This window comes from Xenorhabdus thailandensis (assembly GCF_037996785.1).
Classification (GTDB): domain Bacteria; phylum Pseudomonadota; class Gammaproteobacteria; order Enterobacterales; family Enterobacteriaceae; genus Xenorhabdus; species Xenorhabdus griffiniae.
The window spans coordinates 548,893-565,120 of record NZ_JBBMXF010000007.1 but is presented as its reverse complement, the minus strand read 5'-3'; the positions used below and the strand labels follow the sequence as shown (position 1 = coordinate 565,120).

12 protein-coding genes and 3 pseudogenes are annotated in these 16,228 nt (G+C 44.9%); 9 read left to right on the top strand and 6 right to left on the bottom strand.

The window, feature by feature from the left end:
* Nucleotides 1–10: 10 nt before the first annotated feature.
* Both glnL and glnA read right to left on the bottom strand, forming a co-directional pair.
* Nucleotides 11–1,054, bottom strand: coding sequence for a nitrogen regulation protein NR(II) (gene glnL / locus AAC853_RS05150; protein WP_422824192.1), 1,044 nt, complete (start codon nucleotides 1,052–1,054; stop codon nucleotides 11–13).
* Nucleotides 1,055–1,260: 206 nt separating this feature from the next.
* Nucleotides 1,261–2,670: a glutamate--ammonia ligase gene (gene glnA, locus AAC853_RS05145; RefSeq protein WP_189759863.1), complete on the bottom strand. Its 1,410-nt coding sequence runs from the start codon at nucleotides 2,668–2,670 to the stop codon at nucleotides 1,261–1,263.
* Between the two features lie 375 nt (nucleotides 2,671–3,045).
* Between glnA and parS the strand changes: the two genes are divergently transcribed.
* From parS to typA, 3 genes are all read left to right on the top strand, one after another.
* A complete protein-coding gene (gene parS / locus AAC853_RS05140; protein ID WP_340613861.1) occupies nucleotides 3,046–3,495 on the top strand; it encodes a type II RES/Xre toxin-antitoxin system antitoxin in 450 nt (149 codons plus the stop codon).
* Nucleotides 3,492–3,956, top strand: coding sequence for an RES family NAD+ phosphorylase (locus AAC853_RS05135; RefSeq protein WP_340613860.1), 465 nt, complete (start codon nucleotides 3,492–3,494; stop codon nucleotides 3,954–3,956). Before parS ends, AAC853_RS05135 begins: the two co-directional genes overlap by 4 nt.
* Nucleotides 3,957–4,101: 145 nt before the next feature.
* Nucleotides 4,102–5,931: a ribosome-dependent GTPase TypA gene (typA, locus tag AAC853_RS05130; RefSeq protein WP_189759866.1), complete on the top strand. Its 1,830-nt coding sequence runs from the start codon at nucleotides 4,102–4,104 to the stop codon at nucleotides 5,929–5,931.
* 122 nt (nucleotides 5,932–6,053) lie between these two features.
* Here typA and tnpA read toward each other — a convergent pair whose 3' ends face one another.
* Nucleotides 6,054–6,470 carry an IS200/IS605 family transposase gene (tnpA, locus tag AAC853_RS05125; protein ID WP_340614159.1) on the bottom strand — a complete coding sequence of 139 codons (417 nt, stop codon included), beginning with the start codon at nucleotides 6,468–6,470 and terminating at the stop codon, nucleotides 6,054–6,056.
* 22 nt (nucleotides 6,471–6,492) lie between these two features.
* Between tnpA and AAC853_RS05120 the strand changes: the two genes are divergently transcribed.
* The 5 genes and pseudogenes from AAC853_RS05120 (at nucleotide 6,493) to AAC853_RS05100 (ending at nucleotide 10,407) form a co-directional block, all read left to right on the top strand.
* On the top strand, nucleotides 6,493–7,701 hold the full coding sequence (locus AAC853_RS05120) for an RNA-guided endonuclease InsQ/TnpB family protein (RefSeq protein WP_340613859.1): 1,209 nt from the start codon (nucleotides 6,493–6,495) through the stop codon (nucleotides 7,699–7,701).
* Nucleotides 7,702–7,745: 44 nt separating this feature from the next.
* Nucleotides 7,746–7,877 carry a hypothetical protein gene (locus AAC853_RS05115; RefSeq protein WP_340613858.1) on the top strand — a complete coding sequence of 44 codons (132 nt, stop codon included), beginning with the start codon at nucleotides 7,746–7,748 and terminating at the stop codon, nucleotides 7,875–7,877.
* Nucleotides 7,878–7,928: 51 nt separating this feature from the next.
* Nucleotides 7,929–8,414 carry an NUDIX domain-containing protein gene (locus AAC853_RS05110; RefSeq protein ID WP_340613857.1) on the top strand — a complete coding sequence of 162 codons (486 nt, stop codon included), beginning with the start codon at nucleotides 7,929–7,931 and terminating at the stop codon, nucleotides 8,412–8,414.
* A 9-nt stretch (nucleotides 8,415–8,423) separates the two neighbouring features.
* The gene (locus AAC853_RS05105) at nucleotides 8,424–8,924 is read left to right on the top strand and encodes a P-loop NTPase family protein (RefSeq protein WP_340613856.1); all 501 of its coding nucleotides are present in this window, start codon (nucleotides 8,424–8,426) and stop codon (nucleotides 8,922–8,924) included.
* 359 nt (nucleotides 8,925–9,283) lie between these two features.
* Nucleotides 9,284–10,407, top strand: a pseudogene (locus AAC853_RS05100) (ISAs1 family transposase).
* Nucleotides 10,408–10,552: 145 nt separating this feature from the next.
* Here the strand turns inward: AAC853_RS05100 and AAC853_RS05095 are convergent.
* On the bottom strand, nucleotides 10,553–11,941 hold the full coding sequence (locus tag AAC853_RS05095) for a transposase (RefSeq protein WP_340613855.1): 1,389 nt from the start codon (nucleotides 11,939–11,941) through the stop codon (nucleotides 10,553–10,555).
* A gap of 151 nt (nucleotides 11,942–12,092) precedes the next feature.
* Nucleotides 12,093–13,582 (bottom strand): annotated as a pseudogene (pitA, locus tag AAC853_RS05090) (inorganic phosphate transporter PitA).
* Nucleotides 13,583–13,890: 308 nt separating this feature from the next.
* Here pitA and AAC853_RS05085 point away from each other — a divergent pair.
* Nucleotides 13,891–15,095, top strand: a pseudogene (locus AAC853_RS05085) (BaiN/RdsA family NAD(P)/FAD-dependent oxidoreductase).
* A gap of 84 nt (nucleotides 15,096–15,179) precedes the next feature.
* Here the strand turns inward: AAC853_RS05085 and AAC853_RS05080 are convergent.
* Entirely contained in the window at nucleotides 15,180–15,746 is a 567-nt protein-coding gene (locus AAC853_RS05080) for an Ail/Lom family outer membrane beta-barrel protein (protein ID WP_338883966.1), read from the bottom strand.
* Between the last annotated feature and the right edge of the window lie 482 nt (nucleotides 15,747–16,228).

Here is a 16,228-nt window from a genome sequence, read left to right as displayed (position 1 = left end):
TACTTAACGGTTATTTCTTGATCGGCAGGTAAATGGAAAATTCTGTATGCCCTGGCCAACTGGTAAATTCAATTTTGCCCGCATGTTGGTCGATAAGATTACGTGCTATGGATAAGCCAAGTCCAGTGCCTCCTGCATACCCGCTGACCATCGGGTAAAAAAGCGTATCCTGAATATTGGGAGGAATACCAGGCCCATTATCTGCAATATCAATTCGGGCCGCCAAGCGGTAACGTACACCCTGTAAGGTAATCTGGAATGCGGTTCGCGTTCTCAGGGTGATCATTCCTCCTTTCTCATCCAGTGCTTGTAGGGCATTGCGGGTGATATTCAGCAATACCTGTTCAATCTGGTCAGGATAATGTGCCAGTTCAGGCAAACTCGGATCATAATCTTTAATCAGCGTGACATTGGCAGGCATTTCCAGTGAGACCAGTTGACAAACCCGTTCAACCACATGGTGAATGCTCTGACGGGTTTGGAAGCCAGGGTGCTGTGGCCCCAGCAATCGATCAACAAGGTTGCGTAGCCTATCTGCCTGCTCAATGATCACTTGGGTATATTCCCTCAAGGATGGATCTGGCAGTGCCTTGGCAAGTAACTGTGCAGCGCCCCGTAGTCCACCGAGAGGATTCTTGATTTCATGTGCCAGCCCCCGAACCAGTTCCCGCGCAGCCGCCTGCTGTGCTTGTTGGATCTGCTCTTGGCTTAACCGGCGTTGACTGTCCATAGATGCCAGTTCCAGCAGGATAAACTGTTCGGAAATTGGTTGGGCACTGAGCGACATGACATGAGAGTGATTATTAATCACTAATATGACTTCGTTATCGGTAAAGCTATGACCGTTGATCAAACTGGAACGCATCAATTCTGTATCCAGTGAAATATAGCTAAACAGGATAGGAAGAGGCGTGCCGAATAATTTACGGGAACTTTGTGCCAGAAGTTGCATAGCAGAATGATTGGCGTAGCGAATAATCAAATCATTATCCAATACCAAGACGTTGTTTATCTGTGAGTCGAGAATCTGTTCTGCTTTGGGCAAACTAACCATGGTCATTCAGTTCCTGCACTTTTTTGGTGCATTGTAGCTTATTTAAGCATAGTTCGATGAATCCTTTTGCTCAGCATATATCGTCAATCATGATGTAGTTGTGTATATGCGAGGAAAAAAGCCCATCCAAAGATGGGCCAAAAGTTTCACGGCAACAAAAAACACGAGTAATGCCATCACGTTATGCAACATTACCTAATAAAGCACTACACACTGTAATACAGTTCAAATTCCAGGGGATGTGGTGTCATGCGGACACGTTCAATTTCCCCGTTCAATAAATTGATATAAGCATCAATCGTATCATCAGTGAAAACACCACCACGCGTCAGGAATTCGCGGTCGGCATCCAATGCGGCCAGCGCTTCTTCCAAAGAAGAGGCCACGGTTGGGATCTCTTGGGCTTCTTCTGCGGGCAGGTCATACAAGTTTTTATCCATCGCGTCACCGGGATGGATTTTGTTGATGATGCCATCCAAACCTGCCATCAACAGGGCAGAAAAGGCCAGATAAGGGTTTGCTGCGGGATCAGGGAAACGCACTTCAATACGGCGAGCTTTAGCGCTGGCGACCACAGGAATACGGATAGAGGCAGAACGGTTACGGGCAGAATAGGCCAGCATCACCGGCGCTTCAAAACCAGGTACTAGGCGTTTGTACGAGTTAGTTGTTGGGTTGGTAAAGGCGTTTAACGCACGGGCGTGTTTGATGACACCGCCAATATAGTAAAGCGCCATTTCGGACAAGCCACCGTATTTGTCACCTGCAAACAGGTTAGTGCCATTTTTGGACAGTGACATATGACAGTGCATACCTGAACCATTATCGCCCACCAACGGTTTTGGCATAAATGTCGCGGTCTTACCAAATTTATGGGCAACGTTATGAACCACATATTTATAAATCTGGGTTTCATCCGCTTTTTTGGTCATGGTATTAAAGCGGGTGGCCACTTCGTTTTGTCCGGCAGTTGCAACCTCATGATGGTGGGCTTCAACGACCAAACCCATTTTTTCCATGGTCAGGCACATGGCTGAACGCAGGTCTTGGGAAGAATCCACAGGAGGAACCGGAAAGTATCCTCCTTTAATACCAGGACGATGGCCTTTGTTACCCCCTTCATAGCGTGTGCCGCTGTTCCAGGCGGCTTCCGTATCATCAATATGGTAGTAAGAGCCAGAGATGGAGCTGCCGAAACGGATATCATCGAACAAGAAGAATTCGGGTTCTGGCCCGAATAAAACGGTATCAGCAATATCGCTTGCCCGCAGGAAATCTTCTGCGCGTTTCGCAATGGAGCGAGGATCGCGGCTATAGCCTTGCATGGTGCCAGGTTCGAGGATATCGCAGCGCAGGATGAGGGTAGCGTCATTAAAGAAGGGATCCAGCATCGCGGTGCTTGGATCTGGCATTAACACCATGTCGGATTCATTGATACCTTTCCAGCCACCGATAGATGAACCGTCAAACATTTTGCCATCTTCAAAGAAGTCTTCATCAACTTGGTGGGCGGGAATAGTGATATGTTGTTCTTTACCTTTAGTATCAGTAAAACGTAAGTCAATAAACTTCACCTGATGTTCTTCAATCATGGACAAAACATGTTCAGCGGACATACTGGCTCTCCTGGTTACATTGGCCTGATAAAACGGAGCGAGAAATAAACCGTTTTATCTTAAAAGTTAAGGGCAATTGTGGATCTCGGTATGATCAATTTTATAGAACCACTATTAGCAGAGATAAATGCGAAAAGTGTGCCAATATTTAAAAATCATTTAATATCAATGTGATAAAAATGTATGGCAGAAGGGAAGAGAAATAAGATGAATAATATAGCGTGTAGCTTTAGGTGCTTTGCACCAAGTTGGTGATTTTCCATAATGTGATCGCATTATTATGGTGCAACTGGCCGACTGAAATTTCACAAATTTGCTTATCACGTAATCAATTGATATGTTGTTATTATATCAATTGAATATTTGGAGGCTCGCATGGTCTTTACTATCAAAGAATATCAGGCCACTCGTGATACCAACACCAACTTATGGAAAGCCGTTGGAATACCTTCCCGTGGTGCAAAATTGCACCAAGCCTTACGGGAAGGAATGCCCTATGCTGTCTACACCAAACTCGCTGATGTAGCAGGTCTGGAACTCAAGGAACTCGCGAAGTATGTCGCCATTCCCCAGGCTACGTTGCAGCGCCGAGCTAAACTAGGCCGATTCAAAACGGATGAGAGCGATAGGCTGTATCGCTTTGCAGAAGTTCTGAAAGCCGCGACTGCTCTGTTTGAAGGTGACACAGAGCGAGCTTGTCAATGGTTACTCAATCCTGCTCGTGGTCTTGGTGGTCGCAAGCCTGTAGAGATGATCGCCATCTCCGCTGAGGCGGAAGCTGTGTTGGACTTGATTGGTCGCCTGGAACATGGTGTCTTTGTATGAATGAGATTGTTGCTTACCGGCTTATCAAGAGGAAATGGCGGGGGACGGCTTTCGATGGTGAGGGAGCACGTCTTTACGGTGGTCGCTGGAATAGCCGAGGACGACCTTGTGTATATCTGGCGAGTTCGGAATCATTGGCATTGTTGGAAGTGATGGTTCACCTCAATGATTACAGCCTATTGCAATATTACGCGCTATTGGAAGTAAGGTTGCCCGCGGAGGCTGTTTTGCATTTCACTTCTGACCAATTGCCGGAAGATTGGCGGGATGAGCCGGCTCCACCATCAACAGCGGAAATTGGGGATGGGTGGTTAGAAAGTGGTGAAAGCCTTGCTTTGGCTGTCCCCAGTGTTGTTGTCCCGCGTGAGTTGAACTACATCATCAATCCGGCTCATCCTCTGTTCGAGCAGGTCACTGGCGATGCCGTTGAACTCGACTTCCAGCCAGATGGACGCCTATGATTTAGGTGTCCCCAACTTTTAATACCCGTGCAACCATCCAAAGTGTATAATGCTGCACTTTTGTTCGGCGGCGGCCAAGTAAAACAGAATTCTTTTTATGTACGTTTGAGTACATAAATGATTTTCGCGTTATCGGAATTTTTAAATGTCAAATGAAATTAGTAAGTTAAGAAATATAGCAATTATTGCTCACGTCGACCATGGCAAAACCACGCTGGTTGATAAACTCCTGCAACAGTCCGGTACTTTTGGGGAACGTGCTGCAACAACTGAGCGCGTGATGGATTCCAATGATCTGGAAAAAGAACGCGGTATTACCATCCTGGCAAAGAACACAGCCATCAAATGGAATGACTATCGAATCAATATCGTAGACACCCCAGGCCACGCCGACTTCGGTGGTGAAGTTGAACGTGTAATGTCAATGGTAGACAGCGTCCTGTTGCTGGTTGATGCGATGGATGGCCCAATGCCACAGACTCGCTTTGTCACCCAGAAAGCGTTTGCTCATGGCCTGAAGCCTATTGTCGTGATCAACAAAGTTGACCGTCCGGGTGCTCGCCCTGACTGGGTAGTGGATCAGGTATTTGACTTGTTTGTGAATCTTGGTGCAACCGATGAGCAGCTGGATTTCCCAATCATTTATGCTTCTGCACTGATGGGCGTTGCGGGTAACGATCATACCGATATGGCTGAAGACATGACTCCGCTGTATCAGGCAATCGTTGATCATGTTGAGCCACCAAAGGTTGACCTTGATGGCCCATTCCAGATGCAAATTTCGCAGCTGGATTACAACAACTACGTTGGCGTTATCGGTATCGGTCGCATTAAGCGTGGTATGGTAAAACCAAACCAAAATATCACTATCATCGATAGCGAAGGTAAAACTCGCAACGGTAAAGTTGGCAAGGTCTTTAGCCATCTGGGATTGGAGCGTATTGAGTCGGATAAGGCGGAAGCTGGCGACATTATCGCTATTACCGGTCTGGGTGATCTGAATATTTCCGATACCCTGTGCGAAGTCAATGCGGTTGAAGCGTTGCCAGCACTGGCCGTTGATGAACCTACCGTCAGCATGTACTTCTGTGTCAATACTTCTCCATTCTGTGGTCGTGAAGGTAAGTACGTAACTTCTCGCCAGATCCTTGATCGTCTGAAAAAAGAGCTGGTTCATAACGTAGCGTTGCGTGTTGAAGAAACTGAAGATCCAGATGCATTCCGTGTATCAGGCCGTGGTGAACTGCACTTGTCTGTTCTTATCGAGAACATGCGTCGTGAAGGTTTCGAGTTAGCGGTTTCCCGTCCAAAAGTGATTTTCCGTGAAATTGATGGCCGTAAGCAGGAGCCTTTTGAGCAGGTCACTCTGGATATCGAAGAGCAGCATCAAGGCGATGTCATGCAGGCATTGGGTGAGCGTAAAGGTGAAATGCGTGACATGCTGCCAGATGGTAAAGGTCGCGTTCGTCTTGATTATGTCATTCCAAGCCGTGGTCTGATCGGCTTCCGTACTGAATTCATGACCATGACTTCGGGTACGGGTTTGTTGTATGCCACATTCAGCCACTATGATGACATCCGCCCAGGTGAGATTGGCCGTCGTCTGAATGGCGTATTGATTTCCAATGGACAAGGCAAGGCGGTGGCTTACGCGCTGTATGGTTTGCAGGAGCGTGGTAAGTTGTTCCTGGGTCATGGTACTGAAGTGTATGAAGGCCAGATTATTGGTATTCACTCACGTTCAAATGACCTGACCGTTAACTGTCTGACCGGTAAGAAACTGACTAACGTGCGTGCATCAGGTACGGATGAAGCGACAACGCTGTCTCCACATATCAAGAAAACCCTGGAGCAGGCGTTGGAGTTTATTGACGACGACGAATTGGTTGAAGTCACTCCAGTGTCAATTCGCTTGCGTAAGCGTCATTTGACTGAGAATGATCGCCGTCGTGCAAATCGTAGCAAAGAAGTTTAATTTCTGGATTATGCATTGCATATGACAGTTTGAACATCAATAGCTTAGGGCATTTCGGTGCCCTGAGTTCTTTTATGATATCCCCCCTTCCTGCCATTTTTTTATCAGGCGCGGTTTTCCGACTAACCTGGTGTTTTCTGCTGCTCGATGTATTGCCGGATGATCGAGATCGGCGCACCTCCGCAACTACTTGCAAAATAGCTCGGTGTCCACAGAACGCCTTTATAGTAATAGCGTAGAGCAATATCTGGACGGTCACGCCGAAGCAGCCTGCTGGAAACGCCTTTAAGACTGTTGACCAGATTCGATACTGCGAGCTTTGGCGGGGAGTTGATCAGCAAATGCACGTGGTCGTATTCACCGTCCATTTCAACCAGTTCAACACCAAAATCAGCACATACGCTGCTAAAGTAGCTGCGTAGCTTTTCGATGGCATCAAGATCGAATATCTTTCGTCGATACTTGGCGACGAATACCAAGTGGACGTGCATCAGGAAAACACCGTGTCTTCCGCGTCGAATATCAGTTTCTTTTGTCATAGACCAAAGTATAATGATAGTCATGATACGACTTCAAGCCTTCAAATTCCAGTTAAGACCAAATGGTCAGCAGGAGCGCGATATGCGACGCTTCGCAGGGGCTTGTCGCTTCGTTTTTAACCGTGCACTGGCACTCCAGAATGAGAACCATGCAGCAGGGAATAAATATCTCCCCTACACCAAAATGGCTTCATGGTTGATTGAATGGAAATCCGTACCTGAAACACAATGGCTGAAAGAATCTCCCTCGCAACCGTTGCAGCAGTCACTGAAAGATCTGGAGCGCGGCTACAAAAATTTCTTCCAGAAGCGGGCTGCATTCCCCCGCTTCAAAAAACGTGGTCAACATGACTTATTCCGCTACCCGCAGGGCGTGAAGCTCGATCAGCCCAACAGTCGAATCTCGTTGCCAAAGTTAGGGTGGATAGGCTATCGCAACAGCCGTGAAGTCATTGGCGAAGTGAAAAACGTCACGGTCAGCCAGTCATGCGGCAAATGGTACGTCAGTATCCAGACTGAATACGAAGTGACTGACCCTGCTCACAATGCAGAATCAATGGTCGGACTGGATGCCGGAGTAACAAAACTTGCCACGCTTTCAGATGGCACGGTATATCAGCCAGTAAGCAGCTTCAAAGCAAACCAACGTAAGCTGGCAACACTCCAGCGGCAGTTGAGTCGCAAAGTAAAATTCAGCGCAAACTGGCAGAAACAAAAACGGAAAATCCAGTGTTTGCACTCGCACATTGCCAATATCCGGCGCGACTACCTTCACAAAGTCACCCGTGAAATCAGCAAAAACCACGCGATGATCGTCATTGAAGACTTGAAGGTCAGTAACATGTCGAAATCGGCAAAAGGCACGGCAGAGAAGCACGGAAGAAACGTCAGAGGCAAATCAGGCTTGAACCGCTCGATACGGGATCAAGGCTGGCATGAAATGCGCCGTCAGCTTGAGTACAAGCAGCTCTGGCGCGGTGGTCAGGTAGTGGCGATACCTCCGGCATACACCAGCCAGCGGTGTGCCTGCTGTGGTCATACGGCGAAAGAAAACCGTCAGACGCAAAGTCAATTCGTGTGTCAGGTATGCGGCTACACCGCGAACGCGGATGTAAACGCCGCACGTAATATTTTAGCGGCAGGACATGCCGTGCTTGCCTGTGGAGGGATGGTGCAGTCAGACCGCCCGTTGAAGCAGGAACCCACCGAGGTGAGTCAGGCTTCGGTCTGAACGCTGTAGGAATCCCCGTCCTTTAGGGCGGGGAGGATGTCAAAATGTCTCCTCCAAATATTTCTTTGATTGGTCTTAAAAAGCGCAATGAAGATGGTATGTTTAGTCAAGAGTTTCTACACTATTGGTGGCATGGTTTTTTGTGGACATCAAAGATCATGGAAAAAAAGGAATAAATGTGCGATGTGTGCAGGGCATAAAAACACCGCTGTATCGGAGTATAATTCGTGAATAAAAGTAATACGGTCACTGTTCGTATTTCAGCAAAAGCCATCATTATTCGCAAAGATAAGATTTTACTTGTAAGATATAAATCGGATTCAGATGAATGGTATACCCTTCCAGGAGGGGGACAAAGATTTGGAGAAACACTGACTCAAACATTAATTAGGGAATGTCTTGAAGAGACGACATACAAGATTAAACCAGCACGGTTGGTATTTGTTAGAGAATATATAGGAAGCAATCATGAATTCGCTGAATTTGATAAAGACGTTCATCAAGTTAAATTGATGTTTCTTGCTTCGATTACCGATAAGAATCCTGATATTCGTAACCTAAGTCACAATGCGGATAGGGATCAAATAGGTGCTCAATGGATCAGTCTGGGGGATGTGATAAACCTGCCAATATTTCCTTTAGCTCTGCGCCCCTTTATTGTAGAAAATAGTTTTTCCCGTGGTTCTCCTATTTATTTGGGGGATGTGAACTAAGGTTGAACGATGAAAATTTGTATAATAGGTCCATCTGGAGCAGGAAAGTCAACGATATTGAAGAAATTAGCAGATGAATTTAATGTTCCTGTATATGAATTTGACGAAATCTATTGGGATTTAAGTGGGACTCATTTCGTAAAAAATTCGGAAGAATTTATGGATATGCACATTAACAAAATTATTAATAAAATTGATTGGATTGTCGAAGGTGCATACGATAAACGCATGTATCAGCTCCTTACGGAATGCTCACTAATTCTAAAAATAGAAGTTCCATATTGGTTGAGAGTTATTCGATTGTTCAAAAGATTCTTAGTTTCAAAAATGATGGGAAAACAACCAAGAGAAACACTATGGAATACTTTACACCTTATTCTATTTTCGTACAAATATGATAAGAGGCTTGATAAGTTTCTTTATAAAAATACAATTTTTTCCAGTAAAATTGTTATAGCCAGCAATGTGTTATCGTGTATTAATGCAATACGAAAAATGAACACTCGTTAAGGTTATCAAAAATATGCATATCGTTTTATTTTATATTCCATTAATCATTTTATGGTTGAAAACGATTATAAATATAATTGGTTTAATTCAACTTAAACTGAGTGACTTTCATCATAGATATATTTATAATAAGGTTAAAACGAGTGAAAAACCGAAAAAAAATAACTCTAGACTGTTTATTATAACTCCGGCACTGAATGAGCAAGACCATAAAGACATGGGTATCTACACATCAATGAGGGAACCAAGGACAACTATTGCTATCCAGGGTGAGAGCGTGAATTTTTTGTTAACAAAATTTAGGGTTGACGGATAAGAAAAAACATCATCTCATCCTTCTTTTTTTAGGAAGTATTCTCATGAGCATCAATGCCTTTTCCCAATATTTCAGTACGTTAACAGACCCTCGCCAGTCGTCTAAGATCAGTTATCCTTTGTTTGATATCCTTTTTCTGGCAATTACATCCATCATCGCCGGCGCGGAAGGATGGGAAGATATTGAAGATTTCGGCGAAACGTATCTGGACTGGTATCAAAAAAAATCACTTTTCCCGAATGGAATACCGGGACATGATTCTATCGCTCGACTTATTTCTCGTCTCAATCCTGTTGAGTTTCAGCACTGTTTTATCCAGTGGGTTCAAGGGATTAATGAACGTTCTGAAGGGGAAATTATCGCCATTGACGGGAAAACATTGCGGGGAACTTATCACGGCAAGGATCGGCAGTCGATGTAAGTGCGTTTGCCACCCAGAATGGCGTTGTGATGGGGCAATTGAAGACAGACAAAAAGTCCAATGAAATCACTGCGATCCCTAAATTACTCCGTTTGCTGGATATCAAAGGCTGCCTGATAACGATTGATGCGATGGGATGTCAAACGAAGATTGCGGAACAAATTGTGCAGCAAGAAGGTGACTATCTTCTGGCGGTGAAAGGCAATCAGGAAACGCTGTATCACGCCGTCAAGAAGGCGTTGTCTGCGCAAGTCTCAGCAGTGAGTCATGCCGAAAATATCACGATAGAACAAGGGCATGGTCGTATAGAAGCGCGTGAATATCATGTATTGTCTGCACAAGCGTTATCTCAACCATTTCCTGAATGGAAAAACTTAAAAAGCATCGGCGTAGCAATCGGGTATCGAATTAATAATAAAGGAAAAGAGTCGCTCGATTATCGTTATTACATCAGTTCAGCGGAGCTAAACACGGATAAATTTGCGACCGCTGTCAGGAGCCATTGGGGGATCGAAACACGATTACATTGGGTTCTTGATGTCACTATGGGAGAAGATGCTTGCCTTATCCATCGGGGAGAATCGGCTGAAATATTGGGATGTATGCGTCATATCAGTGTCAATATGTTGCGGGCAGAAACAACCAAAAAAGCGAGTATTCGCCGAAAACAACGGCTTGCGAGCATGGATATTAACTATCTGGACAAGGTATTAGTCGCAGGATTTACGGTGTTGGGCAAGAAGTGAGCATTCACGCTCTTGCCCTGTATTGCTATCCCGATCAGTTCTTCCAGAGTATATATTCCGATATCAGCGTCAAAGTATTCAGCAACATAGTCAGCCCCGCCAGCAAGAGGGTGTCGTAAAAGGGGGAGGTCATTTTTGCAACACGTTAAGTTGAGATCCTCTCCCACTTTTCAGTGCCTGTTATTTGAACCAATAACAGGCTGAAAATCATCCATAATATCAGAGCCACTGCTCTTGATAAGTTATAGGCCATCGCATGCAGGATAAATTCCAGCTTTACCGCTGATAATCCTCTACGCCGAAAGCGCCCCAGTCCCTGAATTCCCCGCAAAGCTGAAAATACCGGTTCTACTCTGCTCTTTCGTTGACTCAATATCCGTTTTGACTCAGGGTTAGCCATATGCAACCGCAGTTCATCCCGCTTTTCATCTTCCCGATAGCGTTTTATTTTTCTTCCACCTTTGGCCCGTGTACATTGGGTTTTTTGCCGGCATTGGGTGCAATTGGCACTGCCATAGACCCGATAGCCTCGCGCTTTTTCTGACGCGGCCACGGTGCTTTTCAACGATAATGAATGATGGGCAGGGCAGAGATAAGTGTCTTTCTCAGCCTCATAGATAAATAACGATTTGGGGGAGATTGTTCGGGGGCTCTGCCGGGTTGAATTTTCAGAGCAAAACAGCGGGAGCTGATATTTTTGTGCCTCAGCCATCACCGCGTCATGGAAATAACCGGCATCCAACAACAATTTGTCCGGATGATATCCCGATAAATTGAAATTCTGCACCAATAAATCCGCCATTACCCGTGTCTCACTGGATGGATCTACGGTTTGGGCGACGATAATACGTCCTGTGTTGACTAAAACAGACGGTTTATAGGCTGTTGAAAATCCCTTTCCCCGCTTGAGTTTCTGGACGACAGCGTCTGGCTCTGTGGGATTAATACGTAACTGGCTACCATCTTTCCCCTTTTTTTCCCGGTTTTCTTGCCGGCGTCGTAATACTTCTGTGCCCTGTTCCAATTGCTGAAGACGTTTCTCTGTCTGCCCCGTGGCAGGCGCTGCACTGAGGGGCTTTTTTTCGCGGGAAATGGCTGCCTGAGTCAAAAGATGATAATGAGAACACATGGCCTCAATCACTGTCCCGTCACCAGCCAGACACGAAATACCGGATTGACTGCGGCGCAAAACAGATAAGATTCCCTGACTGACCCAAATACAGCCCAAATCTAAACGCGCCAAGCGTTCAAGTGCTCTGAGCGAACTCTGTCCTTTCATGATCCCATAAAGCAGGCTCCCCATCATGGAGCGGGGAGAATAAGGAGCCCTGCCTGTTGAAGCATAATGACGTTCGAAAGGTCCCCAGTCTTGTTCATCCAGGCTCTCCGCGACAATAAGTGCACTGCGTTCTCCCATTTGCTTGAGATAATCCCCAAGGGAAAGAGAGCCATCCAATACAGGTAAATGCTGCGCTTTGACAAATTGACGTTGGGTGTGAACAGACGATTCCAGTTTTCGGGTGAATAAGGTCATGAAAGATCGGCGCCTAAAGGAAGAGCGCCGATCTTAATGGATAACATGAGCTTTTACGACACCCTCGTTAGGGCGCGGCTGGTAAGAAAGCATTATAGGCGCATATGAAAACCCCCCAGCTATGCTGGGGGATACTTATTCTAAGATGTGATTAGATCAATTTCAGAGCGATCCAATACAGTAAGCCCGACAATGCAATGGAAATCGGCAACGTCAAAACCCACGCCAACATGATGTTCTTGATGGTCTTGCTCTGCACACCACCACCATCAACCAACATCGTCCCCGCTACCGCAGAAGAGAGCACTTGTGTCGTGGATACTGGCATACCCGTATAGCTGGCAACACCAATAGAAACCGCAGCAGTCACCTGTGCAGAAACACCTTGGGCGTAAGTCATGCCTTTTTTGCCAATCTTCTCACCGATAGTCACAGCAACTCGTTTCCAGCCCACCATTGTGCCTAAAGACAGGGCAAGAGCCACGGCAACAATGATCCATAATGGCGCATATTCCACCGTACTGAGCAAATCTTTACGCAGCTTATTCAGGAAACGTGCATCTTCAAGGCTGGTTTCTGGCAGCTTAGCCACAACGTTGGTTGTATCAGCAGCGCACATCAACATACGGCGCATACTGTTACGTTGATCGGGCGTTAATTCGTTGAAATTTTGAATACTCGCCAACATGCTTTCAGCCTTGTTCAGCACCACTAATGCGCGTGAACTATCGCAATGGAACGTCATATCTAGCTGATCTTCAACAGGAGAAATAGTTGGATTTAGCTCAATCGCATGAGTTAACGCTGGCGCATGTTGCCCATAATACTGTTGTAAGTGAACAACGGCATCACGAGTACGGGCAATATCATAACTGGTTGAACTCATATTGACGACAAACCCCGCAGGCGCGACACCAATCAGAACCAGCATAATCAAACCGATACCTTTCTGACCATCATTCGCTCCGTGGGAGAAACTCACACCAACAGCAGAGAGGATCAGGGCAGTACGTGTCCAGAATGGGGGTTTACGTTTGCCATCCTGTTTTTCACGCTCAACAGGCGTCATATGGATACGACGACGTTTTTTTGTACCACTCCAGTAGTGACGCAGTAAAAACACCATCGCGCCGGCAATGATCAAGCCAACAAGAGGAGACAGGATCAAGGACATGAAAATCTGTATCATCTTCGGAATATTCAACGCATCAACCACTGAAGAATTGGTCACTATCGCATTAGTCAGGCCGATGCCGATAATAGAACCAATCAACGTATGGGAACTGGATGCAGGAATGCCGAAATACCACGTACCTAAATTCCAGATGATCGCCGCCAGCAGCATGGAAAAGACCATAGCTAAACCATGGGCTGAGCTGACATTTAGTAAAAGATCCGTCGGTAGTAGATGCACAATCGCATAAGCGACACTTAACCCACCAAGGAGAACACCCAAAAAGTTAAAAACCCCTGCCATCACAACAGCAAGCTGTGAACGCATAGCCCGGGTATAAATAACAGTTGCTACTGCATTTGCGGTATCATGAAACCCATTGATGGCTTCATAGAAAAGCACAAACAACAGAGCAAGTACTAACATAAGGCCGGTATAAAATCCAGGCCAGTAAACAGATGTAGCATAAACGTTAAGCCAGTTAGTAGGACATGAACGCGGCGCATTATCAGTGACAAACGCTAACGGGAAAAGAGAAATATGACCTTTTTTTGATTTAATGACAAGAAACCGGTCAAATAGCATAAAAATCCTTGCATTTATTAACTATATCAAAGAGTTATTTAATTTTAATATTTTGATATTTTTTTAATGAAAAATAACTTTTTACCGCAGAAAGTTAGACCAAATGCCTATTTTTCTCCGTAGTTCGTGAACAGAGCCCTCACAATGCAGTGAATTCCCACAATAAACTCAGCTAAAAGAGACAAAACGAATGGAAAAATTTGATGTAGTTATTATTGGTGCTGGCGCTGCCGGCTTATTTTGTGCTGCACAAGCTGGGCAGTTGCCGGATTAAACGTTCTGGTACTGGATAATGGCAAAAAAGCCGGCCGCAAAATTTTGATGTCCGGTGGCGGACGCTGCAATTTCACCAATATGTATACCGAACCGGCGGCATATCTTTCTGCCAATCCCCATTTTTGTAAGTCAGCACTTGCTCGCTATACACAATGGGATTTTATTGATCTTGTTCAACGTTATGGTATTGCTTACCACGAAAAAACCTTGGGACAGCTTTTCTGCGACGACTCTGCCCAACAAATCATAGATCTGCTTTTGCAAGAGTGTGAAGCAGGTCAGGTAACAATCCGGCTTGCGCAGCGAAGTGACTCAAATCGAGAAACATGAGCAGGGGTTTGTTATTATCGGCGGCTGGAAAAAAGTAAGCGCACACTCACTTGTTGTGCATCCGGTGGGCTATCCATGCCTGGCCTGGGAGCGTCTCCTTTAGGTTATCGCATCGCGGAACAGTTTGGTCTTAATATCCTGCCTACTCGTGCGGCATTAGTGCCTTTTACCTTGCATAAGCCATTGCTGGAACAACTGCAATCCCTCTCCGGTGTCTCGGTTCCTTCGATTGTCACCGCAAAAGATGGCACTCTGTTCAGGGAAAATATTCTGTTTACCCACCGAGGACTTTCTGGCCCAGCTATTTTACAGATTTCCAGTTATTGGCAGCCCGGTGAGTATGTGAGTATTAACTTACTTCCTGATACAGACTTGGATACCTTTCTTGATAAAGAGCGTGAATCCCATCCCAAATCAAAGTTTGAAAAATACTCTTGGCCAAACTGCTACCCAAGCGTCTGGTGGAATGTTTACAGTCTCTTGGTCAGCTACCAGAACTGTCTCTGAAACAACTTAATTCCACACAGAAAAAGCGCTAATGGTCCTACCCTGCAATGCTGGCAGGTGCAACCTAATGGTACGGAAGGTTATCGTACAGCGGAAGTAACTCTTGGCGGCGTGGATACGCACGAGTTGTCATCAAAAACGATGGAAGCTCACAAGGTGAAGGGACTGTACTTTATTGGTGAAGTGGTCGATGTAACCGGTTGGCTTGGTGGGTATAACTTCCAGTGGGCTTGGAGTTCGGCGTGGGCTTGTGCACAGGCTTTGATATTCCCTAAAAATTGAGAATATTGGACAGAACAACACCCTAAATACTCATACATCAGTTTGATATTCAGGGTGAAGTTTTGGGATAGCTATTGGATCAAATTAGAAATGATAACCAACGCCAACTGTCCACGTTCCTGCTTTAGCCTGGTTTAAATCAGAATATTCGTAGGAAACATCAACAGCTAAACTTGCTGTCGGGTTAAATTGTAACCCTGTACCGTAGGCAACCGCTGTTTTCTTTTTACTCACACTTGGTTGTGCAAACATACGAGCTTTATCTTCAACATTAGCTGCACCAATCAAAGCATAGGCGCTGACATATTCATTGAAACGATATGTTGGGCCAGCCATCAATGATCGATAAGTAATGTCCTCGCTACCAACATCTAACCCATTGGAATAATGGTAGTATTTTATTTTTAGCTTGGTTTGTGTGACTGAGCTGATAAAGCCCCAGTTATCATTAATTTCATAACGGTATTTCAGGTTGAGGCCTCTTGGAGCTTTATCCAGATCCTTCAGGTTTAGTTCTTCTCCCTCAATCTGCATCTTCATATCGCTTTGGGCATAGCCTAATGAAAGGGTATGTTTGCCACTTGCATGCGCTGTAAATGAAGAAATAGATAACCCCGCAATGATAGCTGAAGTCAATAGCGCTTTTTTCATGATAAGTATCTCTTTATTGTATAAATCGCGCAGCAATATACATAAATCATAAAAAAACACAACGTAAAATATAACCCAATAAAAATAATTTATATAAAATAATCACAATTAATTATTATTATTTACACCGCATGTTATGGTGATACTTTTATTTCTTAAATTCTCACTAAAATAGGTATTTTCCCTACCCCCATTCACACACCAAAATAAACTCAATCCGTCATATATAAAAATAAATAATAAAATTGGTATATTAAATAATGATTACATTAAAGACAAAATATTAGATAAACAGTTTGATTATTATCGTTTGGTTTGAAATAATGCGCTCCGCAAACGCAGGACTGACATGAACTGTAAAACGGTAAAAAACATCTAATATTACCCGTGATATCGCTATTTTCAAAAATGACCACTGTCAGATCCAACATATCATCCTCCAACAACGCCCAAATAATTAAATTGAAACAGACACCATCATT